Raw genomic sequence first — 23517 nt, forward strand, 5'->3', positions numbered from 1 at the left:
ACCCTCTGTGGCGACTGGGGCAACAGCGATCTGCGCCGGGCGTTCCCCGGCTCCGTGGCGGAGTCCGGTCGAAACGATCGTGGGCGGTCGACGAATGCCCCGTCCTGCCCGCCGCTACCGCGCCCGACACGTGCGCTTCTTGAGCGGACGAGCGTCGCGCCAGGCGCAAGTCGCAGCCTCATTCAGGCCGCACTCACCGCCGAAGCGGCGAGCTTGAGCGTGAGGGGACCGGATGGACGAGGGCGGACGAGCACCGCGCGGCGAGCTGCCCATTCTGCGCAGGTCCCTGTCGCTCAGCCCGGTCGCGGCCCCGACCCACGGAGTGACGACGCCGCTCGACCGGCGACGGCTGAACCTGCGCTGGCTCTGCGCCAGCTGCCTGATCGCCACCTGCGGCGCGGCCCTCATGGGGGCGGCGCTCCGCATGTCCGTCGACAGCGATCTCGCGCCGGCCAAGCCGACATTCCGCCAGGGGCCTGCCCAGGTCGCGGAGGGGCAAGGGGTGGTCGGACAGCGCGGCGACCGCCTCGTGCGGCGCCAACTCGTCGCCTCGGACCGGGAGGAGTTCTCCGCGCCGGTGACCCACCAGGTCGGCGCGCGCGAGATCATCCGGACCCAGCCCTTCGTGCGACTGGTCACGAGCCTGTCCTCCGGCGACGCGGTCGAGGGGCAGATCCCACCCTTCGATCCGACGCGCCAGCTCGCCGCGGACGGAGAGGTCGCCCCTGTCGCAGACGAGCCGGTGGACGATCCGTCCGGGACCACGGTCACGATCACGCGCTCCGCGCTCGCGGGCACGCCGGTTCCCGACGACGCGCCCGGCCTGAGCGACGAGGACGTCACGGCCCTCGTGGAGAGGCAGTCGGATGAGGCGCGCGAGACGGGGCCGCGGATCGCCGTGCCGCTCGCGCCGCAGCGGCTGCTCTCGCAGATCCTGGTCGCCGCGCCGGCCGACGCCGCCGCGACCGCCGCCGGCGCCGATACGGGCCGCGACCCGTTCCATGCGATCGAGGTGCGGGTCGTCCCGGAGAACATCACCGACCTCGCCGAGACCCAGCCCGCCTCCGGCCTGAGCCTGACTGAGACGCGCGACGTCGTGCTCAAGCGCGGCGAGACTCTGGCCGACGCGCTGGCGGCGAACGGAGCCGGGCCGGCGCGCGTGACCGCCATCCTGGCCGCCTTCAGCGAGCATGCCCGCACCGGGCTGGCCGAGGGGCAGCACATTGATCTGCTCCTCGTCCGATCGCGCGCCGGCGAGGCCGCGCGCCGGATCGCCCGGGTGCCCGTCGCCTCCGCGTCGCTGAGGGTGATCTCGCCTGCTCGGGGCACGATCTTGAACTTGAAGGGCACGGCACGGCCGTCCGCGTTGAGCCCCGTGAACGTGTGCACGCCCCAATAGACGAGGCCGGCATAGCTGCCCGGGACAGGCTTGCCGGCGACGAAGGCCGCCTGGCGCGTCGTCTCCGGATTGGCCTTCGCGAAGGCCGCGATGGCCTCCGGATTCGGCTTGCCGTCGGGGCCGGGAACGCGGACCTGCAGGAACGCGAGCATCTGGTCGACGGTCCGCGCGAAGTGGACCGGCGTGTTCTCGAACAGCAGATGGGTCTCGCCACCGTCCGACAGGAGCTTGATCGAGAAGCCGCGCAGAACGGTCCTGGTCGCGTCCGGCACCGACGGGTTGCCGCCGCCGACCGAGAACCGCCCGACGAGAGGCCACGGCCGCGTGAAACTGATCGACCGCGTCACCTGTCCCACTTCGGCCGCAGGGGTGTAGGTGCCGCGGACGCACTGCCCTTTGGCGAAGGTCGGGCGCACGCCGGGCCGACTGCCGGCGACTGTGCGCAGAGCCTCCACCAGGTCCTGGGCATCGGCGGCGATCGCCCCTGTCGGCGGCGCGAGGAGCGCGAGAAGGATCCCGCCGAGGCGTGCCAGCGCCGCGATCCTCGGCGCGGTCGGCGCCCTCACGGGTCGGCGATCGATCACGTCTGCGCGCGGCGAGAGCCCGGCCGCGGCCGGGGGTGGATCGTCGAGGCGGGCATATGCCATGGTGACTCGTCCTTCTCTGATGCTCGGAGGGGGATCTTCTGGCGGTTCGGCGATGGCAGTCGCCGAACCGCTTCCTGTCGCGCGTCCTACTTCTGAGGGCTCACCTTGCCCGGCAGCGACAGGTTGCCCGAGGCGACCTTGAAGACGTCGCTGACGCAGAGCAGCGGCGCGTGCAGGTTGCCGTTGACCTTGAGGCCGGACGTCACCCCGTCGAACGAGGCACCCTTGATGCCGGTGATGAGCGAGACCGGGATCTCGACCTGAACCGTGTCGCCCCGGAAGGTGGTCGGGTAGTCCGGGCTGTCGATCAGGAGCGGGACCTTCGGCCAGGTCGGCGGAACCTTCGGCTTCGCGCCGTCCGGGATATCGACGACCTTCAGGCCGCCGCCGCAGGCCGCGTCCTTGGCGAGCACCACCCAGTGCGGGTGCCAGACATGGCGGTTCCTGGCACCGTAGGCCGCGTCGTCGAAATCGGGGTGGAAGGTGACGGCGAGCGCCACGATACCCTGAGCCTTGTCGAAGCCGATCGCGTCGCTGTCGAGGGTCGTCGGCCAGACGTAGGCGTAGACGCTCGAGCCCTCGAACTTGCCGGTGGCATCCGGCTTGTCCTTGCCCGCCTCGCCCCGGACCCGGGTGGTGAAGACGGCGGTGTCGCCCTTGGTCGCGATCGTCGTCTCTACGATGTCGAACGACGCCAGGACAGCGGGACTCGGCTGCGCCCGGATGGGCTCGGCCGAGGCGCCGGTGGAGAGCGCGCACAGAGCCGCCGCCACGAGGCCGACGCCCCGTGCCTTGATCCTCGTCATGACAATGTGTCCTTTCAGGTCTCTCGTGGTGCTCGGAGGGGCGGCGATCCATTCGCGAAGGACGTCCAGGTGGCAGCCTGGACGTCGGGATCGGCCGCTTCATGCTCGCCGCAATCGAGCCGGAGATCCCGGGTCCCGATCGCGGCGTTCACGAAGGCGCAATGGTGGGGCTGGGCCTCGGCCGGATGGGCGTTCGGCCTGAAATGGCGGCAGCTGACGCACATCCGCTGCACGGGGATGGCGCCCGCCTGCTGCAGGGTCCGGATGAGCTTGATCTGGGTCAGGAGGAGATCCGCCTGCTCAGGCGGCGTCAGCCGCGCCAGAGCCGACATCACCTGTGACGTGGCCGCGGCGAGGGCGCGCCCGAGCGCGCGGCCTTCGTCAGTCAGGCGCACGATCACCGCGCGGGCATCCGTGGGATCGGGCGCGCGCGTCAGCAGGGCCTTACGGGCGAGCGCGGCGAGCGTGTCGGCCATGCTCGGTGCCGAGACGGCCAGCTGCGCGGCGATCTCCTTCGCCCTCAGGCCGGCCGGGCGTCCCGCGAGCAGCGCCAGCACCTGCGCCTGTGTCGGATTCAGGCCCGCATCGCCCGCGGCCGCCCACAGATCGGCCCGCAGCACGAGGGCGACGCGCTCGAAGCCCTCGCGCAGGCGGATCAGGACGGGATCTGGGTCGGCCGCGTGGTCCATGGATCGATAATTAGGAGTCCTAAGTATTGGAGTCAAGCGGAGTGGCAACCGCCGCTCCGCACGCGCACCGCAGCTCTGGAACGGGCCATTGCTTGCGGAGGACGACCTCCGACGGCGTACGGCTCCGTCCGGCACGATCGTCGGTCGCGGAGCCACAGGATCGGCGCCGACATCAGGACGAAGCGACGCGCGCGAAACAGTCGGACCTCCGCGGCGACGAACAAGGGGGCGCCGACCCCTTTTCCGACGTCCGGAACGGTCGTGACGCAGGTGCATTCTCTTCCGGATCGAAGAGGAGCATCAGCATGCGCATCGTGGGACAAGCATCCGCCATCGCTCTCGTGACACTCATGAGCGTCGGTGCGGCTGAGGCGAAGGGCTGTATCAAGGGCGCGATCATCGGCGGTCTGGCGGGCCATTACCTCGCCGAGCGCGGCGTCGTCGGCGCCGTCGCCGGCTGCCTGGGCGGCCGCTACCTCGCCAACCGGCAGGCGCGGCGCAAGGAGATCGAGTACGGGTCGCGGGTCCAGCCGCGCGACACCGGGTACGGCGCGCCCCAGGCCTACCCGCGCCGGTCCTACAGCTACTGAACACCGGCGGGGGCGGCTCGGGCCGCCCCCGCGCGTACGGTCTTCGATCCGCTGTATTGCCTGTGCGGTCAGACCCGCGCGGGACCGACGGCGAGGCTGATCGCGTCCGATCTCGGGAGACGACAGCCGGGTTGGATCAGCCCTTCTTGCCCTGCTTGTAGCTCTGGATGGCGCCCTGGCAGCCCGGCGACAGCTTGGCCATATTCTTCTCGAAACAGGCCTGGGTCTCGGGCCCATCGTCGGGCGGCATGCCACCGCAGAAGGTCGTGAAATCGCCCATGCATTGCTGCTGGAGCGCCGCCTTGTCGTCGGCCGACATGGGCGCGGCGAGCGCGGCCGTGACCCCTGCGGACAGAAGCAGAGCAGTCGTGATCAGTCGTACCGGCATAGCGATGCTGTTCCTCGTGTCGATGAACCGCTCAGAAAGCCGGACGGGCGCCAAACCGTTGCATGCGGTGCGCCGGTGATCGGAAATAAAAAAAGAGGCGCCCTGCCGGGCGCCTCTCTGCTCCGCATGAATCCGAAGCGGATCAATCGTCCCAATCGTCGTCGTGATAACGATGACCGTACCCGCGACGCTCGATTACGCGAACATCCGGACGATCCCAGTCACGGTGGCCGAAGCGAACGCCGCGATAGCCGTCGCCGTAGCCTTCGCGCACGATCACGCGAGAATGGCCGTGACCCGGACCGTAGCCGTAGCCGTAGCCGCCACCCCACTCATGGGCCTGAGCGGCAGAGGCTGCACCCAGCAGCGCGGTGCCGGCGACCAGGGTCGTGATAAGCTTCTTCATACTCCAACCTCGTTCATCGAACTGAAACGAGAAATGCAGTCGCCAATCATCGCGTTCCACGGCTCACGAAATTAATCAATCTTGCCGTTCACCGACAATTCATCTTCGGCGATCCGCGCCTCACGAGCCGGAACCGAGCCCGGATCCTTATTGATCAGCATTGCTCGACTTGCGGCCGGTTCGTCCCGTCGGGCAAAATAGCCGGACGGGACGACGGTCGCGTCAGCGACGGGTGCCGGTCGAGCTGGTGCCGGTGGTGCCCGTCGTGCTTCCGCCGCTTCGCGACGTCGAACCGGTCGAGTCCGTCCCGCCGGACTTCATCTCGTGGCCCGGCGCGTAACCGGACGCGCCCGGGCTCCCGGCCCGGCTCCCGCGATCCTGCATCTCGTGGCCCGGAGTCTTGGACGAGGCCCCCTGCTCGGCGGCGACGGCGCTGCCCCCGAGTGCGAGGGTGGCGAGGACGATAATCGGCAAGCGTGTCATGGAGCGTCTCCTGTTTTGGAGCCCCTAAACGGCAGGATATCCGGAACCGTTCCGACCATTCGTGCCGCTATCGACGTCGTGACTGCGCACGATCACGCTGTGAACGCCTGTTCCACCGGAACCTGTGCCGTTCCATCGCCACCAGTGCTTATTCTCGGACCAGCGCGATCCTGAAGACCGCGCGATTAGTCGGAGAGGCTCCGAGCTGACCGGCCTCGTGCCTTCGCGACGGCGGGGAACTGTTTGCCGCGGAGCACCGTAACTGGGGCGACGCGGGACGCCCCCGCTGTGAGGAAGGCATCCATGATCCGCACGCCAACGCTGATCCTGCTCGGCACACTGACACTGGCCGGAGGCATCCTCGGATCGACCTCGGCCGCCTTCGCCGATCCGCCCTGGGCCCGCGGAGAGCGGGGCTTCCGTCACGGCGGCCCGCCACCCTGGGCGCCCGCGCACGGCTATCGCCGCCACCGTGAGTTCGGTGGCTACGGACGCAGGGACGCGCGCTTCTACGAAGGGCGACGTTACGGTGGCTATCGCTACGATCGCTACTGACGGTCGCGATATCGCTCCGAACTCGCGCGGTCGACGGCTACCGCCGCGCGAGACGACGCGCCCGCGATTCTCACGGGCATATGCGCCGATTGGATATGCGCCGATTGATGGTCCGGCGACGCGCTCACGCCCCTCCGACCGGCGCCCGCGCCGGCAAGCGGGTGGCGAGGACCTTGTCGATGCGACGGCCGTCCATGTCGACCACCTCGAGACGCCACCCCTCCGCCACGAACGCGTCCCCCGCCGCCGGAATGCGGCCGAGCTGGAAGATCACGTAGCCGGCCAAAGTCGTGTAGTCGTCCGTGCCCGGCGGATCGTTGAAGGCGAGACGCTCGAACGCGTCCTCGGCCGGCATCATGCCGTCGATGAGCAACGAGCCGTCCTCGCGCTCGACGACCGCCGGGTCCTCACCGACCTCGGGTATGTCGCCCGCGATCGCCTCGAGGAGATCCGTCTGCGTGACGATGCCTTCCAGGCTGCCGTACTCGTCGACGATCACCGCCAGCTGCACGGGGTTGCGCTGGAAGCTCTCCAGTGCCGTGAGCACCGTCATGCCCTCGTGGACGACGTTCGGGGGCCGCATGGCGGTGGCGATATCGAGGGGTCGCCCGTCGAGGATCTGATCGAGCAGGTCCTGCTTGCGCAGCACGCCGACGACCTCGTCGATGCCGCCGCGGCTCACGACGACATGGGCGTGGCTGCAGGCGCGGACCGCCCGCGTGATCTCCTCGGGCGATCCGTCGAGGTCGACCCACTCGACCTCGTGGCGCGGCGTCATGATCTCGCGGACCCGGCGGTCCCCCAGCCGGAAGATGCGCTCGACCGCTTCCTGCTGAGCCTCGCGGATGAGGCCTGCCTCGCGGCTCGCCTCGACCAGGAGGTTGAGCTCGGCCGTCGAGTGGTGGCCGCCCTCGCCGTGGCCGGGCTGCAATCCGCACAGGCGCAGGACGCCGTTGCCGAGCCCGTTGAGGAACAGGATGGCCGGGCGGAACACGAACAGGAACACGCTGAGCGGACGGATCACCGCCAGGGCCGTGCGCTCGCTGCGCTGGAGCGCGAGGCTCTTCGGCGCCAACTCGCCCAGCACGATGTGCAGCGCCGTCATGATGACGAACGAGATCACCACGGCGACCGTGTGGGCGGCCGCCGTCGAGAGCATGTCCGGCAGCCACGTCAGTGTGGGCAAGATCAGGTGGGCCAGCGCCGGCTCGCCGACCCAGCCGAGCGCCAGGGACGAGATGGTGATGCCGAGCTGCGTCGCCGCGAGGTGGGCGTCGAGGTGGTCCGTGGCCCAGAGCAGCGCCTTCGCGTTCACGCGCCGCTCGGCGACGAGTTCGGCGACGCGACTCCTGCGCACCGCGACCAGGGCGAACTCCGCTGCGACGAAGAAGCCGTTCGCCAGAACCAGGGCAAGGACGGCAAACAACCCTAAGGCAGTCGCCCAACCGTCGTCCAAAATCGACACCTCCCGTGTGGCCGTCGCGCCGGCCGCGTCCCGACGGTCTCTACAGGAGAGCGGCGGCGCGGCCTACGGGCATCAGTGCCCGACCGGCCTCAGCGTTGTCCCCGGCGAACCTCAGCAAACACCGGGCCGCCCGCGCCCGGCGTCGGACAATCCTGTAGGGCGTTCGCGAGCGCGGGCGCTTGTCCGCGAGGGTGATGCGCCGACCGTCAGGCACTCGCGAGCCGCGCCGACGACGGTGCGCCGGGCGTGACCCGCCGGCCCCGGCGAGACAGGTTCATGCCGGGCGCCGGGACTGGGGGACATCCCAGGCCGCGCGCGGCACCGATCCGCGGTCGGGTGTCAGTGGCTGCCGCCGAGATACGCCGCCCGCACGGCCGGATCGTTGCGCATCTGCTGCGCCGGGCCCTGGAAGCGGATCCGGCCGTTCTCCAGCACGTAGGCGTGGTCGGCGACGCCGAGCGCCGCCATGGCGAACTGCTCGACGAGCAGCATCGTCACCTGCTCGGCCTTGAGCAGCCGGATGATCCGGAAGACCTCCTCCACCAGCTTGGGAGCGAGGCCCATCGAGGGCTCGTCGAGCAGGAGGATCTCGGGCCGCAGCATCAGCGCCCGGCCCATGGCGAGCATCTGCTGCTCGCCGCCCGAGAGCGTGCCGGCGAGCTGCGCGCGCCGCTCCTTGAGCCGCGGGAACATCTCGAAGGCCCGCTCGCGGTCGGCCGCGACGTCGCCCTTCGGACGCGAGCCGGTCAGGCGCGGGAAGGCACCGAGGGTCAGGTTGTCCTCGACCGAGAGCGTCGGGAAGACGCGCCGGCCCTCCGGCGAGTGCGCGAGGCCGAACCGGGCGACGTCGTGGCTTTCGAGGCCGCCGATCTCCTGTCCGTTGAGGCGAATCGAGCCCGCCCGCGGCCGGATCATGCCCGACAGGGCGCGCATCGTGGTGGTCTTGCCGGCCCCGTTGGAGCCGATCAGCGCCACGACCTGGCCCTTCGGAACCTGGAAGTCGAGGCCGTGCAGAACCTCGACCTGGCCGTAGCCGGCCGACAGACCCGTGACCTCAAGCATGGGTCATCTCCTCGTCGGCGACGGGGCTGCCGAGATAGGCCTCGACCACCTTCGGATCGGCCTGGACCTCGCGGGCGCTGCCCTCGGCGATCTTGTGGCCGAAATCGAGGACGCTGACGCGGTCGCACAGGCCCATGACCACGTCCATGTGGTGCTCGATCAGGATCACCGTGATGCCGGCGTCGCGGATCTTGCGGATGATCGTCGTCAGCTCGGCGATGTCGGGGGCGGTGAGGCCCGCGGCCGGTTCGTCGAGGAGCAGCAGGACCGGGTCGAGGGCGAGCGCGCGACCGATCTCGAGGAGCCGCTGCTTGCCGTAGGGCAGGTTGCGGGCCTCCACCTGCGCCAGGGCGCCGAGGCCCACGAAGTCGAGGATCGCCATGGCGCGGGCGCGCTGCTCGCGCTCCTCCCGGCGCCGCCGGGGCGTGCCGAGGATCGCGTCGAACAGGGTGCCGCGGAAGCTGTGGTGCAGGCCGACCAGCACGTTCTCGAGCGCGGTCATCTCGCGGAAGAGCTGCACGTTCTGGAAGGTGCGGGCCACGCCGGCAGCGGCGATCTCCGACGGGGTGCGCCCGTCGAGGCGCTTCGTCCCCTGGCCGCGCGCGAGGGTCACGCTGCCGCCGGTCGGTTTGTAGATGCCGGTGAGCACGTTCATCATCGTGCTCTTGCCGGATCCGTTGGGACCGATCAGCCCGTGGATCGTGCCCGGCCGCACCGTGAGATCGACGCCGGCCAGCGCCTTGAGGCCGCCGAACTGCATCAGTGCCTGATCGACGGTGAGGAGCGGGTCGGCGCCCCGGTCGCCGCTCTGCACGCTGAGTGCCGCGCCCTCGGCGTGGAGGCTCTTGCCCTCGGCCGTGTGGGCCGGGCGCAGGGCGGGGATCTTCTCGCGGAGGAAGCCCACGATCCCGTCCGGCAGGTAATACACCACGAACAGGATCATCAGGCCGAACACGGTCAGCCGGAAGTCGGTGACCGATTCGAGCGCGAGCGTGGCCGGGAAGAAGGCGAGGCAGAGCGCGACCGGCACCAGCAGGGCGAACCGGTTCTCTGCGCGACGCAGGAAGGCGAGAGCGCCCACGACCAGTGCCGCGGCGGCGATGATCCCCGCCATGATCCGCACCAGGCCGATATCGGCGAGCACGTTCGGCATCATCACGATGATCGCCGAGCCGATGATCGGCCCCGCCCGCGACTTGCGGCCGCCCATCGTGACGGCGAGGAGGAACAGCACGGTCAGCTCGAACCCGTAAGAGTTCGGCGCCACGTAGCGCTCCGACCACGCGAACAGCGCGCCCGCGAGGCCGGCCAAAGCCGCCGAGATCACGAAGGCGTAGACCTTGTAGCGGTAGACGCTGACGCCCATGCAATCGCAGGCGATCGGCGAGTCGCGCAGCGCCTCGAAGGCGCGGCCGTAGGGCGAGCGCACCACCCGGTTGACGACCAGGATCGTGGCCAGGAGCGCCAGACAGACCAGGTAGTAGAACTCGAGCTTGCGGCCGGCCGCGCCCCAGGGGGCCTGGAGGCCCAGCAGCGAGAAGTCGAGGACCCGGGCCGGCGGCAGGGTGATGCCGAGGGGACCGTTGGTCAGCGGCGTCAGCTCGTTGATGAAGATCTGGACGATGGTGCCGAAGGCCAGCGTCACCATGGCGAGGTAGGGGCCGGTCACCCGCAGGGCCGGCACCGCGAGCAGCACGCCGAACGCGGAGGTCACCCCGATCCCGGCCAGGATGCCCCACCAGATCCCGAGCTTGAAGTGCAGGAACAGCACCGCCGCCGAGTAGGCGCCGACGCCGAACAGGCCGGCATGGCCGAGGCTCACCTGCCCGGTATAGCCGACCACGATGTCGAGCCCGAGGATCAGGATCGCGTAGATCGCGATCACGATCATCAGGTGGATGTAGTACGAGCTAGTGACCACGTGCGGGAAGACCGCGAGGCCGACGACCAGCAGCACGGCGCCGAGGATGCCGACGTGGCGCGACAGGCTGGGGGCGGCCGCCGGGGCGGGCGCTTCGGTGGGGGCGAGGGTCTGCGCCATGGCTCAGGCTGCCGTGAGAATTGCGCGGGAGGTCACGCTCAGACCTTCTTGATGACGGCCTTGCCGAACAGGCCGACCGGGCGGATGGAGAGGACGACGAGGAGCAGGATCAGGCCCGGCACATCCTTGTAGCCGGTCGAGATGTAGAAGCCGGTCAGCGTCTCCGCGACGCCGAGGATCAGGCCACCGACGATGACGCCGAGGCCGGATTCGAGGCCGCCGATGATCGCCACCGCGAAGGCCTTGAGCGCCAGCACGGAGCCCATCGTCGCACCGGTCAGGGTGACGGGCGCCACCAGCACGCCCGCGAAGGCCGCCGTCATGGCGCTGATCGAGTAGGAGAGGGTGATGACCTTCTGGGTGTTGATGCCCATCAGCCCGGCGGCGTCGATGTCGTTGGAGGTGGCGACGACCGCCTTCCCCCAGATCGACTTGCGATTGAAGATCTCCACCGCCAGCATCATCAGCAGCGCACCCGCGACGATCAGCAGTTCCATCGGCAGGACGCGCACGCCGCCGACCTGGAGCGCCGTCTCGGGCAGCGGGGAGGGGAATTTCAGGTCGTCACGTCCCCAGACGTTCTCGGCGACGTTCTTGAAGATGATGCCGAGCGCGATGGTGGCCATGATCCACCCGTACTCGGACTTGATCTTCACGGCCGGGCGCACGCCGAGGCGCTCGACCACGGCTCCGAGGGCGAAGCCGAAGACCAGGACCAGCGGGATCATCAGCCAGTAGCCGACGAACGGCACCAGGGTCAGGCCGAACAGGGCCCCGAGGGCCAGCGCCTCGCCCTGGCCGAAATTGAGGGTCTTCGAGGTCGCGAAGGTCAGCTGATAGCCGAACGCGATGGCGGCGTAGATCATGCCGACCGCGACGCCGGACGCGATGAGCTGGAGCAGGATTTCCATGGGATCGCTGTCGCCGGAGGGACGTCCGGTCGCGCGGCGGGCGCCGCGGGACCGCTGTGCTGAGCGCCAGCGGGCTGTGACGCCGCCGGCCCTTAGGGAGACGCCGCGCCCGTCGCGGGCGCAGCGTCCGGATCCTCAATTCGAGGACTTCTCCTTCAGACGAACCACGCCGGCGTTCTTGGCGTCCTCGTCCTTGGCGTAGACGATCTTGCCGTCCTGCACCTTCCCGAACACCACCATGTTGCGCGAGATGGCGTTGTGGTCCTTCGCCGTGAAGGGCTTGTCGTAGGTCGTGACCACGCCCTCGACCTTCTCGTTCAGGTTCTCCAGGGCGGCGCGGATCTTGGCGCCGTCGGTTCCGCCGGCCTGCTTGATCGCCGCAGCGAGGAGGTAGATCGAGTCGTAGCCCTGGGCGCCGGCCACGGGGGTCGGGATCTTCGTGACACCGTAGGTCTTGTAGTAGTTCTCAAGGAACGCCTTGCGCTTCGGCAGGGTCTGATCCTCGATGAAGGTCTGGGGCATGATCACGCCGTTGCCGTTCGTGCCGGCGATGTCGATGAAGCTCTGCATCGAGGACGGCCAGCTCGTGATCATCGGGACCTTCCAGCCGAGCTTGGCCATGCCGTTGGCGATCTGGGCCAGTTCCGGCCCGATGCCGTAGGCCAGGATCACCTCGGCGCCGGCCTGCTGCGCCTTCAGCAGCTGGGCCGTCATGTCGACGTCCTTGATGTTGAACTTCTCGACCGCGACGGGCTTCACGTTCTTGGTCGCGAGATACTTCTCGATGTCCTCGCGCCCGAGCTGCCCGTAATTGGTCGAGTCCGCCAGGACCGCGATCTTCTTATGGCCCTGGGCGAGGGCCTCGTCGACCATCAGGCCGGCCTGAAGCACGTCGTAGGCGGAGTTCCGGAAGACGTAGTTGGCGTCGTAGTCCGGCTCCTTGAACTGGTTGGTGATGATCGTCCCGGTCGCGACGTTGTTGAAGACCGGGATCTCGGCCTCTTGGTAGAAGCGCTGGGCGGCCAGAGCCACGCCGGTATTGATGAAGCCGACGCTCGCGACGACTTTCTCCTTGTTGATCAGTTCCTGCGCGACCTGCGCGCCGACCTCGTTCTTGGCCTCGTCGTCGCGCTCGATCAGCTGGATCGGCCGGCCGAGAACGCCGCCGGCCTTGTTGATCTCGGCGGCGGCGAGCTTGGCGCCGTCCCGCATCGAGACACCCATCGAAGACGAGCCGCCCGTATAGGGCCCGCTCAGCCCGATCTTGATCGGGTCCGCGGCCCGCGCCGGGGCCGACACCATCGTCAATAACAGCACCGCGGCTGCAGCGCGACCTGCGAAGACCATCGTTTCCTCTCCAAGATTCCGCGTGCGCGGTGTGCCCTTCACCGTGGCACTCTGGGAGGGAGATCTCCCGAGACGGGTCGAGCCGTCAAGCTGAGATTTTGGGCGATCCCAGACGATTAATACAGATTGTCCGTTCCACATGTCGTAAAAGCTGCAGGCACCACAATTTCACGTCGTTGGTGCCGGCAGTCGGATTAAGCGCCGGGCGCGTTCGTGACAGGCCGGCGGCGCCGGTCGGCCGACACATGATCCGGCGCCCCCACCTGCGGAACGCTGCGAGCTACGCGCGGCGGCGCCCGCGCTCCGCCTGGGTCAGGCCGTCGTAACCCCAGCTGTCCTTCGGCACCTCGTGGATGACGATGTAGGACACCTCCGCCAGTTCGGCCCCGAGGACGGTCTTCAGGAGCCGGTTTACTTCAGAAATGAAGCGCGATTTCTCATCGGGCGTGTTCGTGTCCGCGCTGATGATGGCGTCCACTTGCGCGGCGCGGGCGATCGGCTCGGCACCGACGCTCCATCCCGCGGCAGGCACCGCCTCGACCAGTACGCCGACCAGAGGCGCGACCTTGTGCAGGACAGTGGCCATCAACCGGGTGATGCCCGCCTGGATCGCCGTGATCTGCTCGGGTGCGAGGGGCGTAGGCCCGCGAGAACCGCTTGAGCACCGCCGGCAGCCAGCCCTCGGCGAAATCCTGCGCGAGGCCCAGCCGCGCCCAGCCCTCGAGCTCGGGTCCGCGCAGCCGGTCGACCGCCTCGTCGTTGAGTTCCAAGAGCCGCTTCGCGTAGCCGAGCATGCTCTCACCGGCGGCGGTCAGCGCGAGACCGCGTCCCGCCTTCTGCACGAGCGGCTGACCGACCTGTTCCTCCAGCTTCCGGAGCTGCGTGCTGACGGCCGATTGCGACCGCCCCAGTCGCTCGGCCGCGCGGGCGAAACTGCCGAGCTCGAACCCGGTCACGAAGGTGCGGAGCACGTCCATGTCGAGGTTGGTGCGCGTCGCCATGCTTCAATTTCCGGAAAGTCTTTATTCAGGTGTTTCAAATTTTCCGGACGATCCTGGGGGCGTAAACGGGGAGCGTCAAGGCGGCCAGCCGCTCGACGTCGCAGGAGACCGCAAGCCATGCCCCTCGTTCGCATCTCGCTCCTCAAGGGCAAGTCACCGGCCCATATCAGAGCCATCTCGGACGGCATCCATCGCGGCCTGCGCAACGCCTACGGCGTGCCCGCAGACGACCGCTTTCACCTCATCCATCAGCACGCGCCGGACGAGCTGATCTACGATTCCGACTATCTCGGGCTTCAACGCACCGACGACGTGGTGATCATCAACATCGTCGCGGGCAATTGGCGGGACACGGCGAAGAAGAAGGCTCTCTACAGAGCGATCACCGACAACCTCGTCGCCGATCCCGGTCTTCGTCCGGAAGACGTGCTCATCGTCCTGTCGCCGAACGCGCGCGACGAGTGGTCCTTCGGCAACGGCCTGGCGTCTTACGTCCAGGACGACGTGGACTGATCCGTCCGGGGCAATGCGATCTGCCTGGCGGGACCGCCGCCTCGCGCTGACCGGTTCCGAGCCCTAGGCCGGGACGCGCGCGCCGTCCCAGGCGAAGACGCTTCCGGTGTCCGCCACGTCGAGCTCGCCGAGCACGCGCAGAAGATGAGCTGCGCTCTCGTCGGGTCGAAAGACGCCGGGGGCGCCCGGATCTGGGCGGAAGGGCCGCGACAGGTTGGAAGCGACCGTGCCCGGATGGAGGCCGACGACGATCGCGTCCGGGCGGCTGCGGGCCACTTCGATCGATAGGGTCCGCAGGATCTGGTTCAGAGCCGCCTTCGAGGCGCGGTAAGCGTACCATCCGCCCGAGCGATTATCCTCGATCGATCCGACCCGTGCCGACAACGCTGCGAACACGCAACGTCCCTCTCGTGCCAGCAGCGGGACGAAATGCTTGGCGACGAGGGCGGGGCCGATCGCGTTGATGGAGAACACGGCGGCCATCGCGCCGGGATCGAGCGCCTTCAGCGCCTTCTCGGGCGCGACGCCGTCCTGATGGAGGATGCCGGTCGCGACGATGACCAAACCGACCGGTCCGGCCTCCGCGACCGCAGCCGCGGCCGCAGCGACCGACGCCTCGTCGGTAAGGTCGATCGCGTGGCTGCGGATGCCGTGCGGGAACGATGGCTGCGAGCGCGAGAGGGCGAAGATTGGAGCGTAGGCTCCGCTCGCAGCCAGTCCGGAGACAAGGGCTCGGCCAATGCCGCCGGAGGCGCCGATCACGACCGCGCTGGTCGAAGTCGATGAGGTCATGGCGACGTCGTCTCAGCGGGCGCGCGGATCGGCTACCTTCAGTCGAGACCAGCCCGGTTCGATGGCTGGCGTTGCCTCGCACGATACATAGGCGCCCTCTGGCCGCTTGGCAGCCGCGATGACCGCGTCGTCGTGCACCCTTCCGGCTCTCGGTTAGGGCGAAGGCCTGATCCGCACCATCACAGGTGCGACCGGCTCATCGCGAACAGGTCTCGATCTCGTCGCACGCGCAGCGCAGAGACCATTGGTCCGTCTAATCGCAGCTTCCCCCGAACATGCTCGACATGTTCGGGGGATCACTGACCGGTACAGCGAGCGCGGATACCGTCCGCTAATCGGCGCCCCTCTCGGACGCAGGCGGTCGAATGCCGCTCTGAGATATATCTCGCTGAAACCTCAGCAGGTTCAACTCAGAGCGGCAAGCAACTTAGGCCTTCTTTATCGTACGAGCCGTCGGCGTATCAGGAGCACCCTGTCGTCGAACCGCAGGTGTCGCACTTCAGGCAGGTGCCGTTGCGGACCAGCGTGAAGTTCGCGCATTCCGGGCAAGCCTCGCCGACATAGCCCTTCATCTTCGCCTCGGCCCGCCGGTCTGCGACGCTCCTCTCCGCCTTGGCGAAGGGGAGGGTGTCGGCGATCGTCTCGGCCTGACCGGCCACCGCAGGCTCCGCCTTCAGCGCCGTGCTGCCGCGGAGCGCGTGGACCGTGCCGCCGGCAGGCGCCGACTGTCCGGTGCCAGCCGCGCCGACGCCGAGGCTGGCACCGGCCGGGCCACCCTGGATCAGCGTCAGCCGGTCGGCCGAGCCGCGCAGCAGGCCGCGGGACACGACCGAGGAGGCCGGCGCGGGCTTCGGGCCCTCGCGGGTCGTGTCGCCGCTCTCGCCGCCGCCGATCACCGTGCCGCCGATCTCGGCGGGGCTGACATGGGCGAGGTCGGCGCGGCCGAGATACGAGACCGCCAGCTCGCGGAACACGTAGTCGAGGAGCGAGGTCGCGTTCTTGATCGCGTCGTTGCCCTGCACGAAGCCGGCCGGCTCGAACCGCGTGAAGGTGAAAGCCTCCACGTACTCCTCGAGCGGAACGCCGTACTGGAGGCCGAGCGAGATCGCGATGGCGAAGTTGTTCATCAGGCTCCGGAAGGTCGCGCCCTCCTTGTGCATGTCGATGAAGATCTCGCCGAGGCGGCCGTCGTCGTACTCGCCGGTGCGCAGGTAGACCTTGTGGCCGCCCACCACCGCCTTCTGGGTGTAGCCCTTCCGGCGGGCCGGCAGCTTCTCGCGGGAGCGGATCCGCTCGACGCGCTCGATCACGCGCTCGACGATCTTCTCCGCGGCGGCGGCGGCCTTGGCGGCCGCCGGCGCCTGGATCAGGGCCTCGATCCCCTCATCGGCCTCGTCTTCGTCATCCGAGATGAGCGCCGAGTTGAGCGGCTGCGACAGCTTCGAGCCGTCGCGATAGAGGGCGTTCGCCTTGAGGGCGAGGCGCCAGGACAGCAGGTAGGCCGCCTTGCAATCCTCGACCGTGGCGTCGTTCGGCATGTTGATGGTCTTGGAGATCGCCCCCGAGATGAAGGGCTGCGCCGCTGCCATCATGCGGATGTGGCTCTCGACCGAGAGGTAGCGCTTGCCGATCCGGCCACACGGGTTGGCGCAGTCGAAGACCGGGTAGTGCTCGAGCTTCAGGCCCGGCGCGCCCTCCAGGGTCATCGCGCCGCAGATGTGGGTGTTGGCGGCCTCGATCTCCTTCTTGGTGAAGCCGAGGAACGGCAGCAGCTCGAAGGTCGGGTCCGACAGCTTCTCGGCGGGGACCCGGAGGGTCTGCGTGAGGAAATCGTCGCCGAGCGTCCAGCGGTTGAACACGAACTTGATGTCGAAGGCCGACTTCAGGCCTTTCTCCACCGCGGCGATCTTCTCGTCCGTGAAGCCCTTGGCGCGCAGCGTCGTCGGGTTGATGCCCGGCGCCTGACCCATCGAGCCGTGGCCGACCGCGTAGGCCTCGATCTCGGCGATCTCGGATTCGCGGTAGCCGAGAGCCCGCAGGGCGTCCGGCGCGGCCTGGTTGATGATCTTGAAGTAGCCGCCGCCGGCGAGCTTTTTGAACTTCACCAGTGCGAAGTCGGGCTCGATGCCGGTCGTGTCGCAATCCATCACGAGGCCGATCGTGCCGGTCGGCGCGATCACGGTGGCCTGGGCGTTGCGGTAGCCGTGCTCCTCGCCGAGCTTCAGCGCCCGGTCCCAGGCGGCGCGGGCATGGTCGCCCAGATCCGCCTGCGGGATGTTCGCGTGGTCGAGGGCGACCGGCGCGACGTTCAGGAACTCGTAGCCACCGGCCTCGCCGTGGGCGGCCCGGCGATGGTTGCGGATGACCCGCAGCATCGCGTCCGCATTCTCGTCGTAGGCCGGGAAGGTGCCGAGTTCCGCGGCCATCTCGGCCGAGGTGGCGTAGGCGACGCCGGTCATGATGGCGGTGAGGGCACCGGCGAGCGCCCGGCCCGCGTCGGAATCGTAAGGAAGGCCCATGGTCATCAGCAGGCCGCCGATATTGGCGTAGCCGAGACCCAGCGTCCGGTAGCGGTAGGAGAGTTCCGCGATCTCCTTGGACGGGAACTGCGCCATCATCACGGAGATCTCGAGCACCACCGTCCAGAGGCGGTTGAGGTGCTCGAAGGCCTCCACGTCGAAGCGCTTAGTGTCCCGGTCATACATCGTCAGCAGGTTCGCCGAGGCGAGATTGCAGGCGGTGTCGTCGAGGAACATGTACTCGGAGCACGGGTTCGAGGCCCGGATCCGCCCGCCCGCCGGGCAGGTGTGCCAGTCGTTCATCGTGGTGTTGAAGTGCAGGCCAGGGTCCGCAGAGGCCCAGGCGGCCTCGCCGATCCGCTCCCACAGGTCGCGGGCCTTCAGGGTCTTGGTGACCTTGCCGGTGGTGCGGGCGGTCAGCTGCCAGTCGGCATCCGCCTCGACGGCGCGCAGGAAGTCGTCGGTCAGCGAGACCGAGTTGTTGGAGTTCTGGCCGGCGACCGTGAGGTAGGCCTCCGAATCCCAGTCGGTGTCGTAGACGGGGAACTCGATCTTGGTGAAGCCCTGGCGGGCGAACTGCACGACGCGCTTGATGTAGGAATCCGGCACGGAGGCGCGGCGGGCGGCCTTGATCTCGCGCTTGAGAGCCGGGTTGCGCTCCGGATCGAAGCAGGCATCGCCCTCGGCCTCGCACTGCGTGCAGGCCTTCATCACCAGGGTCAGGTGCTTGGAGACGACCTTCGAGCCTGTCACCAGGGCGGCGACCTTCTGCTCCTCTTTCACCTTCCAGTCGATGAAGGCCTCGATATCCGGGTGGTCGATGTCGACGATCACCATCTTGGCGGCGCGCCGCGTGGTGCCGCCCGACTTGATCGCGCCGGCCGCCCGGTCGCCGATCTTCAGGAAGCTCATCAGGCCCGAGGACTTGCCGCCGCCGCCGAGCTTCTCGTTCTCCGAGCGCAGCATCGAGAAGTTCGAGCCGGTGCCGGAGCCGTACTTGAACAGGCGCGCCTCACGCACCCACAGGTCCATGATGCCGCCGTCGTTGACGAGGTCGTCCTGGACCGACTGGATGAAGCAGGCGTGCGGCTGCGGGTGCTCGTAGGCCGAGGCCGACTTGGTCAGCACGCCGGTCTGCGGGTCGCAATAGTAGTGGCCCTGGCTCGGGCCATCGATGCCGTAGGCCCAGTGCAGGCCGGTGTTGAACCATTGCGGCGAGTTCGGCGCCACCATCTGGCGGGCCAGCATGAAGCGCAGCTCGTCCATGAAGGCCGAGGCATCCTCCTCCGACGAGAAGTAGCCGCCCTTCCAGCCCCAGTAGGTCCAGCAGCCGGCGAGTCGGTCGAAGACCTGCGTGGCGGAGGCTTCGGAGACGAAGCGCTCGTCCTCGGGGATCTCGGCCAGGGCCGCGTCGTCCGGCACCGAGCGCCAGAGGAAGGAGGGGACCGCGTTCTCCTCGACCTTGCGCAGCCGCGCCGGAACGCCCGCCTTGCGGAAGTATTTCTGCGCGAGAACGTCGCTCGCGACCTGGCTCCAGCTCTCCGGCACGTCGATGCCGTCGAGGCGGAACACGACCGAGCCGTCCGGGTTGCGGATCTCGCTCAGGGCCTTGCGGAAGGGGATCCCGGCGTAGGGCGATTGTCCGGCCGTGGTGTAGCGACGCTCGAACCGCATGAAACACACCTCTCCCGTCGGGACACGAGGGTCCCGGCCCCGCGCGACGCGGGGTCTAGCCCGATAGTGGGATTCGCGGCCGACCACGCCCGGCTGAGAGACGTGCCTCGGTCCCGCGAACGAAAATTAGGAACGGCCGCCCCTGCCCAACGCACCACTTCCGCGGGGCGCGACCGATGCAGGGAGATTACCGCCGCCCTCACTCTCACGTCAACAAGTGGTGTTCGACGGCCTTGTTCCCCGCTAGATGTTGTGCCGGCTCGCAAAAGCCTGTGGATATCGTCCCGGGCCGGGATAAGTGTCCTTCCGGCTTTCGGGAATCGGATCGGGAAAATTTTAGATTCACAACCCTAGGGAGCGGAACCGGCGGATGGCCGGAACCGGAGTCCGAAAGCGCGGGCCGAGCGTTGCCCCGGGGCGACACTTCCGTCATGCGGCTGGACTCACACGCGCGCGGTCACCATAACGGCGCCGACGAGCGCCCTCGCGGCGCGCCACGATTCCGGGACCGGCGATGGCGCTGAAGGACACTTTGCTGCGCATCTTCACGTGGTGGAACGGCCAGACCGTCTCCGTCGCGCTCCAGACCGCGCGCACCGGCATCTTCGTCGGCGAGGACGAGTTCGGGAACAAGTACTACAAGGCGGAGGGCGCGCTGATCGACCGCTCGGTGGGCTCGGAGCGCCGCTGGGTCGTCTACAACGGCTACGCCGACGCCTCGAAGGTGCCCCCCGGCTGGCGCGGCTGGCTCTGCCACAACGTCGACGTCGCGCCGAGCGAGGAGACCTATCAGCCGAAGGCGTGGCAGAAGCCCCATATCGAGAACCAGACCGGCACCGCGAACGCGTACCGGCCGGCGGGCTCGCAGCTCTCCTGGGGCCAGCGGCCGGCCGCGACCGGCGACTACGTGTCCTGGACGCCGGGCGAGTAGAGCCGCGACCCGTCGCGGAGCCGGCGCCCTTTTGCCGCCACCGTTCCGGTGTTCATGACGGGTCAATCCCGATCGCCCGCCGCGCACCCGTTGGCGCGGCCGGTCACCCTCGTCCAGGGGTCCGAGCCTTGAGCCGCATCATCGCCCTCGCACGCCGCGCGCTCGCCCCCGGCCTCGCGCTCCTCGTCTGCGCCGGCCCCGCCGCCGCCGACAAGATCAAGAACCCGACCGCGGTGTTCTCCGGCCTCGACAAGATCACCGGCCGGATCGTCAATTTCGAGGTGGCGGTTGACGAGACCGTGCAGTTCGGCGCCCTGCAGCTCACCCCGCGGGTCTGCTACACGCGCCCGCCGACCGAGAGCGCCAAGACCACGGCGTTCCTCGAGGTCGACGAGGTCACCCTCGACAACAAGTATCGCCGGATCTTCACCGGGTGGATGTTCGCGTCGAGCCCCGGCCTGCACGCGATCGAGCACCCGATCTACGACGTGTGGCTGGTCGACTGTAAGGGCGGCAGCGACGTGATCGCCGAGGCCAAGGAGCAGGAGGACGTCCCGGCCGTGGCGGCCAAGCCCGAGAAGGCGAAGCGCCCCGGCAAGGACGCGACCAAGACCGCCCAGCAGCTCAATGCCAACGGGCAGGTGGACGTGGAGGCGCCGCGCGGCGTGCCGGTGCAGCCCCGCCAGAAGCCCTCGCGGAAGTTCTTCCCGTCGAACGAGGGGCCGGCGCCGGCCCCGCCGCCGCAGCAGCAGCCGCAGAACCTGTTCGACGCGCTGTTCCGCTGACGCCGCCCGCGGGCGGGTCGTCGCCTCAGGCGACGTTGAGCCGTCGCCCGCGATTCCATGCCAGGAACGGGACGCCGGAGAGCAGTCCGGCGAGCGCCGCGCGCGTCTGATGGCAACCGTTCACCGACACCCGGGGCAGGGCCTGGAGGTGCGCGGCGTGCTCGGCGAAGAGGTGGCCGGGCCGCGTGGTCACGGCCGTCGCGAAGCCCATCTCCCGCGCCAGGGCGAATTCCCGCGGGCCGGCGGAGGTCGGATCCCCGACTGGGTAGGACAGGTGCCGCACCGGCCGCCCGAGTTCCGTCTCGATCCGCGCGCGCCCCTCGGCGATCTCGCGCGCCGCGATCGCGGGAGCGTGCTTGGCGAGCATCGGATGGCTGACCGTGTGGGCGCCGACGGTGACGGCCGGGTCGGCGGCGAGGTCGCGCAGCTCAGCCCAGGACAGGCACAGGTCGGCGGTGAGGCGCCCGGGCGGGAAGCCGGCCTGCCGGCAGAGGGCCGCGATCCGGTCGAGGAGGTCCGCCTCGTCCCCGCGCCGCAGGTCGCGGTACAGGGCTTCGAAGGCCAGCGCCTTCTCCTGCGGGCTGCGCGCCGGAAGGTCGAGACTCCGCGCGCCGACGTCGATGCGCACCCGGTCCAGGCGCGCGATCGCCCGCTCCAGCTCGATCCACCAGAGCCGCCCGGCCTGGTCGGCGAAGCCGCTGGTGACGAACAGGGTCCACGGCGCGCCGTGGCGGGCCAGCACGGGACGGGCGTGCTCGACGTTATCGCGGTAGCCGTCGTCGAAGGTCAGGACCGCGAAGGGCGGCCCGTAATCCGGTTCGGCCAGCCGCTCCGGCACCGAATCGAGGCCGATGATCTCGAAGCCGCGGGCATCGAGCTCGCGCAGGGTCAGATCGAGGAACTCGGGGGTGATGCCGAGCAGGCGGTTCGGCGCGAAGGCCGGGACCGGGTCGGGGCTGACGTGATGGAAAGTGAGGATCACGCCGAGGCCGCGCGCCGCGGGGCTGAGCCAGCGGTCCGCCCCGAGCGCCTGGATCGCGCGGAATCCGGACGCGAAGACCCGATGCTTGGCACGCGACGACAGCATGGCCCTGAACCGTTCGGGCCCGCGGCCCAGCTCGGCACAGCCTTGGCTCGCCCGGGTAAACAAAGCCGAAAGCATGCGTGGCCGCGGCGAAAGCAAGCTATCATTAGCCACGACTGTTCTTTGACGGACCGTCCGGCGCCGGTATCGCGCCATCATCGATCGGAGTGACGGGCTGTTCAGCCGCTTGCCGTCAGGGTGCGCGCGGCACGGGATCGCGCGCGGTCCCCGGGAGATCGGATCATGGCGGTCGGTGTCCACGTAGCGGGAACGGACATGGTCGATTCGCGCAGCGTCGGGGGGCTCGTCGCGGAGGTCATCCCCGATCTGGCCGCGGCGGAGGCGCTGTGGCGGCGCCTGGAAGCCGATCCGGCGAGCCTCGGCACGCCGTATCAGCGGTTCGACTGGATCAGCGCCTATCTGCGGGCGACGGGACAGGCCGAGCGCGCGCGCGTCGCCGTCCTCCGGGATGCCGACGGACGGCCGCGCATCCTCGTCCCGTTCACCCTGAGCCGGGAGCACGGGCTGCGCCTCGCGCGCACGGTCGGCGGCACGCACGCCAACTATCACATGCCGCTCTTCGCCACCCGCGACGCGGCGGCCATCGGGCCCGGCAGCATCGTCGCGGCGCTGATCCGCGCCGGCCGCGCTGAGGGTATCGACGCCTTCGCGCTCAAGCACCAGCCCCGGATGTGGGACGGGGCGGCGAACCCGCTCGCCGCGACCGGCGAGGCGGAGGCCAGCGACGGCTACGGCCTCATGCTCGGGCCAGATCCGGAGGCGACCGTGCGCCGGGTTTTCAGCGCGGACGCACGCAAGAAGCTGCGCTCCAAGGAGAAGCGCCTCGTGGAGGCGCACGGCGCGATCGTCTACCGCCGCGCCGAGACCGCCGACGAGGCGTTGCGCCTGCTGGCGGCGTTCTTCGCGCAGAAATCGGCCCGCTTCGCCGGCATGGGCGTGGCCGACCCTTACGCCGATCCCGCGATCCGGTCCTTCCTGACGGCCGCGTCGACCGGCGCAGAGCCCGCCGTGGAGCTGTACGCCCTGTGTCTCGCCGAGAGCAGCCGCGTTCTCGCCACCTTCGGCGGTGCCGTCAGCGACCGACGGTTCAGCGGCATGATGACGGCGTTCGACGGCGACCCCGAGGTCGCCCGTTACAGTCCCGGCGACCTTCTCCTGCAGCATCTCGTGCGCGACCAGACCGCCCGCGGCCGGCAGGGCTTCGATCTCGGCGTCGGCGAGGCGCGCTACAAGGCCAGCATCTGCGATGAGACGATCAGCCTCGTCGAGACGATCATCCCGGTCACCCTGCGGGGCCGGGCCTACGGCGCCCTGCGCCGGGGCCTGACGCGGACGAAACGGCGGATCAAGCGCGACCCGCGCCTCTACGCCGCCCTCAAGCGGCTCCGCACCTTGCGCCGGTCCTGAT

Annotated in this window: 21 protein-coding genes and 1 pseudogene; 6 read left to right on the forward strand and 16 right to left on the reverse strand. The window is 69.2% G+C overall.

Going from position 1 to position 23517, the window contains the following annotated elements; translation table 11 throughout:
• Positions 1 to 114: 114 nt before the first annotated feature.
• The 3 genes from ACQKQD_RS05390 to ACQKQD_RS05400 all read right to left on the reverse strand — a co-directional run bounded on the left by ACQKQD_RS05390 (position 115) and on the right by ACQKQD_RS05400 (position 3541).
• The gene (locus ACQKQD_RS05390) at positions 115 to 2046 is read right to left on the reverse strand and encodes a catalase (protein WP_427507702.1); all 1932 of its coding nucleotides are present in this window, start codon (positions 2044 to 2046) and stop codon (positions 115 to 117) included.
• 86 nt (positions 2047 to 2132) lie between these two features.
• Complete coding sequence (locus tag ACQKQD_RS05395; protein ID WP_427507703.1) at positions 2133 to 2852, reverse strand: hypothetical protein; 720 nt, start codon at positions 2850 to 2852, stop codon at positions 2133 to 2135.
• A gap of 14 nt (positions 2853 to 2866) precedes the next feature.
• Positions 2867 to 3541 (reverse strand): MarR family winged helix-turn-helix transcriptional regulator, encoded by a 675-nt coding sequence (locus ACQKQD_RS05400; protein ID WP_427507704.1) that lies wholly within the window; start codon positions 3539 to 3541, stop codon positions 2867 to 2869.
• A 305-nt stretch (positions 3542 to 3846) separates the two neighbouring features.
• On the opposite strand from ACQKQD_RS05400, the gene ACQKQD_RS05405 reads away from it, so the two are divergent.
• On the forward strand, positions 3847 to 4131 hold the full coding sequence (locus tag ACQKQD_RS05405; protein ID WP_020091654.1) for a hypothetical protein: 285 nt from the start codon (positions 3847 to 3849) through the stop codon (positions 4129 to 4131).
• A gap of 136 nt (positions 4132 to 4267) precedes the next feature.
• Here the strand turns inward: ACQKQD_RS05405 and ACQKQD_RS05410 are convergent, their stop codons facing one another.
• The 3 genes from ACQKQD_RS05410 to ACQKQD_RS05420 all read right to left on the reverse strand — a co-directional run bounded on the left by ACQKQD_RS05410 (position 4268) and on the right by ACQKQD_RS05420 (position 5408).
• A complete protein-coding gene (locus tag ACQKQD_RS05410) occupies positions 4268 to 4519 on the reverse strand; it encodes a hypothetical protein (RefSeq protein ID WP_427507705.1) in 252 nt (83 codons plus the stop codon).
• Positions 4520 to 4661: 142 nt separating this feature from the next.
• Positions 4662 to 4925: a hypothetical protein gene (locus ACQKQD_RS05415; protein ID WP_091924500.1), complete on the reverse strand. Its 264-nt coding sequence runs from the start codon at positions 4923 to 4925 to the stop codon at positions 4662 to 4664.
• Between the two features lie 222 nt (positions 4926 to 5147).
• A complete protein-coding gene (locus ACQKQD_RS05420) occupies positions 5148 to 5408 on the reverse strand; it encodes a hypothetical protein (protein ID WP_056521516.1) in 261 nt (86 codons plus the stop codon).
• A 303-nt stretch (positions 5409 to 5711) separates the two neighbouring features.
• Here ACQKQD_RS05420 and ACQKQD_RS05425 point away from each other — a divergent pair, with 303 nt between their 5' ends.
• Positions 5712 to 5963 carry a hypothetical protein gene (locus ACQKQD_RS05425; RefSeq protein ID WP_056521514.1) on the forward strand — a complete coding sequence of 84 codons (252 nt, stop codon included), beginning with the start codon at positions 5712 to 5714 and terminating at the stop codon, positions 5961 to 5963.
• Positions 5964 to 6087: 124 nt separating this feature from the next.
• Here the strand turns inward: ACQKQD_RS05425 and ACQKQD_RS05430 are convergent, their stop codons facing one another.
• The 7 genes and pseudogenes from ACQKQD_RS05430 to ACQKQD_RS05460 all read right to left on the reverse strand — a co-directional run.
• Positions 6088 to 7428: a hemolysin family protein gene (locus ACQKQD_RS05430; protein WP_427507706.1), complete on the reverse strand. Its 1341-nt coding sequence runs from the start codon at positions 7426 to 7428 to the stop codon at positions 6088 to 6090.
• A 339-nt stretch (positions 7429 to 7767) separates the two neighbouring features.
• Entirely contained in the window at positions 7768 to 8490 is a 723-nt protein-coding gene (locus ACQKQD_RS05435; RefSeq protein ID WP_056521510.1) for an ABC transporter ATP-binding protein, read from the reverse strand.
• Complete coding sequence (locus tag ACQKQD_RS05440; RefSeq protein ID WP_427507707.1) at positions 8483 to 10531, reverse strand: ABC transporter permease subunit; 2049 nt, start codon at positions 10529 to 10531, stop codon at positions 8483 to 8485. The genes ACQKQD_RS05435 and ACQKQD_RS05440 overlap by 8 nt, the downstream gene beginning before the upstream one ends.
• A gap of 38 nt (positions 10532 to 10569) precedes the next feature.
• Positions 10570 to 11442 (reverse strand): branched-chain amino acid ABC transporter permease, encoded by an 873-nt coding sequence (locus tag ACQKQD_RS05445; RefSeq protein WP_020091659.1) that lies wholly within the window; start codon positions 11440 to 11442, stop codon positions 10570 to 10572.
• A gap of 135 nt (positions 11443 to 11577) precedes the next feature.
• On the reverse strand, positions 11578 to 12789 hold the full coding sequence (locus ACQKQD_RS05450; RefSeq protein ID WP_026604708.1) for an ABC transporter substrate-binding protein: 1212 nt from the start codon (positions 12787 to 12789) through the stop codon (positions 11578 to 11580).
• Between the two features lie 280 nt (positions 12790 to 13069).
• Positions 13070 to 13267 (reverse strand): tautomerase family protein, encoded by a 198-nt coding sequence (locus ACQKQD_RS05455; RefSeq protein ID WP_427507708.1) that lies wholly within the window; start codon positions 13265 to 13267, stop codon positions 13070 to 13072.
• A gap of 139 nt (positions 13268 to 13406) precedes the next feature.
• Positions 13407 to 13790: pseudogene (locus ACQKQD_RS05460) on the reverse strand (LysR family transcriptional regulator); the annotation flags it as partial.
• Between the two features lie 117 nt (positions 13791 to 13907).
• On the opposite strand from ACQKQD_RS05460, the gene ACQKQD_RS05465 reads away from it, so the two are divergent.
• Entirely contained in the window at positions 13908 to 14303 is a 396-nt protein-coding gene (locus ACQKQD_RS05465) for a tautomerase family protein (protein WP_020091663.1), read from the forward strand.
• Positions 14304 to 14366: 63 nt separating this feature from the next.
• Here the strand turns inward: ACQKQD_RS05465 and ACQKQD_RS05470 are convergent, their stop codons facing one another.
• Both ACQKQD_RS05470 and ACQKQD_RS05475 read right to left on the reverse strand, forming a co-directional pair.
• Positions 14367 to 15095 (reverse strand): SDR family NAD(P)-dependent oxidoreductase, encoded by a 729-nt coding sequence (locus ACQKQD_RS05470; protein ID WP_427507709.1) that lies wholly within the window; start codon positions 15093 to 15095, stop codon positions 14367 to 14369.
• A 461-nt stretch (positions 15096 to 15556) separates the two neighbouring features.
• Positions 15557 to 19288, reverse strand: coding sequence for a vitamin B12-dependent ribonucleotide reductase (locus tag ACQKQD_RS05475; protein ID WP_427507710.1), 3732 nt, complete (start codon positions 19286 to 19288; stop codon positions 15557 to 15559).
• A gap of 514 nt (positions 19289 to 19802) precedes the next feature.
• Between ACQKQD_RS05475 and ACQKQD_RS05480 the strand changes: the two genes are divergently transcribed.
• Entirely contained in the window at positions 19803 to 20219 is a 417-nt protein-coding gene (locus tag ACQKQD_RS05480; protein ID WP_020091666.1) for an NADH:ubiquinone oxidoreductase subunit NDUFA12, read from the forward strand.
• Positions 20220 to 20347: 128 nt separating this feature from the next.
• Positions 20348 to 21004: a DUF2155 domain-containing protein gene (locus tag ACQKQD_RS05485; protein ID WP_020091667.1), complete on the forward strand. Its 657-nt coding sequence runs from the start codon at positions 20348 to 20350 to the stop codon at positions 21002 to 21004.
• A 25-nt stretch (positions 21005 to 21029) separates the two neighbouring features.
• Here the strand turns inward: ACQKQD_RS05485 and ACQKQD_RS05490 are convergent, their stop codons facing one another.
• On the reverse strand, positions 21030 to 22091 hold the full coding sequence (locus ACQKQD_RS05490) for a polysaccharide deacetylase family protein (protein ID WP_427507711.1): 1062 nt from the start codon (positions 22089 to 22091) through the stop codon (positions 21030 to 21032).
• Between the two features lie 240 nt (positions 22092 to 22331).
• Between ACQKQD_RS05490 and ACQKQD_RS05495 the strand changes: the two genes are divergently transcribed.
• Positions 22332 to 23516, forward strand: a complete 1185-nt coding sequence (locus ACQKQD_RS05495; protein ID WP_427507712.1) for a GNAT family N-acetyltransferase — start codon at positions 22332 to 22334, stop codon at positions 23514 to 23516.
• The last annotated feature ends 1 nt before the right edge of the window (position 23517 follow it).

This window comes from Methylobacterium sp. NPDC080182, from assembly GCF_050281105.1.
Classification (GTDB): domain Bacteria; phylum Pseudomonadota; class Alphaproteobacteria; order Rhizobiales; family Beijerinckiaceae; genus Methylobacterium.

Excerpts from the sequence above, each read along its gene's own strand:
- ACQKQD_RS05400 (WP_427507704.1), bottom strand. The coding sequence starts at position 3,541 with ATGGACCACGCGGCCGACCCAGATCCCGTCCTGATCCGCCTGCGCGAG.
- ACQKQD_RS05450 (WP_026604708.1), bottom strand. The coding sequence starts at position 12,789 with ATGGTCTTCGCAGGTCGCGCTGCAGCCGCGGTGCTGTTATTGACGATG.
- ACQKQD_RS05415 (WP_091924500.1), bottom strand. The coding sequence starts at position 4,925 with ATGAAGAAGCTTATCACGACCCTGGTCGCCGGCACCGCGCTGCTGGGT.
- ACQKQD_RS05435 (WP_056521510.1), bottom strand. The coding sequence starts at position 8,490 with ATGCTTGAGGTCACGGGTCTGTCGGCCGGCTACGGCCAGGTCGAGGTT.
- ACQKQD_RS05440 (WP_427507707.1), bottom strand. The coding sequence starts at position 10,531 with ATGGCGCAGACCCTCGCCCCCACCGAAGCGCCCGCCCCGGCGGCCGCC.
- ACQKQD_RS05470 (WP_427507709.1), bottom strand. The coding sequence starts at position 15,095 with ATGACCTCATCGACTTCGACCAGCGCGGTCGTGATCGGCGCCTCCGGC.
- ACQKQD_RS05465 (WP_020091663.1), top strand. The coding sequence starts at position 13,908 with ATGCCCCTCGTTCGCATCTCGCTCCTCAAGGGCAAGTCACCGGCCCAT.
- ACQKQD_RS05390 (WP_427507702.1), bottom strand. The coding sequence starts at position 2,046 with ATGGCATATGCCCGCCTCGACGATCCACCCCCGGCCGCGGCCGGGCTC.
- ACQKQD_RS05475 (WP_427507710.1), bottom strand. The coding sequence starts at position 19,288 with ATGCGGTTCGAGCGTCGCTACACCACGGCCGGACAATCGCCCTACGCC.
- ACQKQD_RS05420 (WP_056521516.1), bottom strand. The coding sequence starts at position 5,408 with ATGACACGCTTGCCGATTATCGTCCTCGCCACCCTCGCACTCGGGGGC.
- ACQKQD_RS05405 (WP_020091654.1), top strand. The coding sequence starts at position 3,847 with ATGCGCATCGTGGGACAAGCATCCGCCATCGCTCTCGTGACACTCATG.
- ACQKQD_RS05410 (WP_427507705.1), bottom strand. The coding sequence starts at position 4,519 with ATGCCGGTACGACTGATCACGACTGCTCTGCTTCTGTCCGCAGGGGTC.
- ACQKQD_RS05490 (WP_427507711.1), bottom strand. The coding sequence starts at position 22,091 with ATGCTGTCGTCGCGTGCCAAGCATCGGGTCTTCGCGTCCGGATTCCGC.
- ACQKQD_RS05445 (WP_020091659.1), bottom strand. The coding sequence starts at position 11,442 with ATGGAAATCCTGCTCCAGCTCATCGCGTCCGGCGTCGCGGTCGGCATG.
- ACQKQD_RS05480 (WP_020091666.1), top strand. The coding sequence starts at position 19,803 with ATGGCGCTGAAGGACACTTTGCTGCGCATCTTCACGTGGTGGAACGGC.
- ACQKQD_RS05395 (WP_427507703.1), bottom strand. The coding sequence starts at position 2,852 with ATGACGAGGATCAAGGCACGGGGCGTCGGCCTCGTGGCGGCGGCTCTG.
- ACQKQD_RS05425 (WP_056521514.1), top strand. The coding sequence starts at position 5,712 with ATGATCCGCACGCCAACGCTGATCCTGCTCGGCACACTGACACTGGCC.
- ACQKQD_RS05495 (WP_427507712.1), top strand. The coding sequence starts at position 22,332 with ATGGCGGTCGGTGTCCACGTAGCGGGAACGGACATGGTCGATTCGCGC.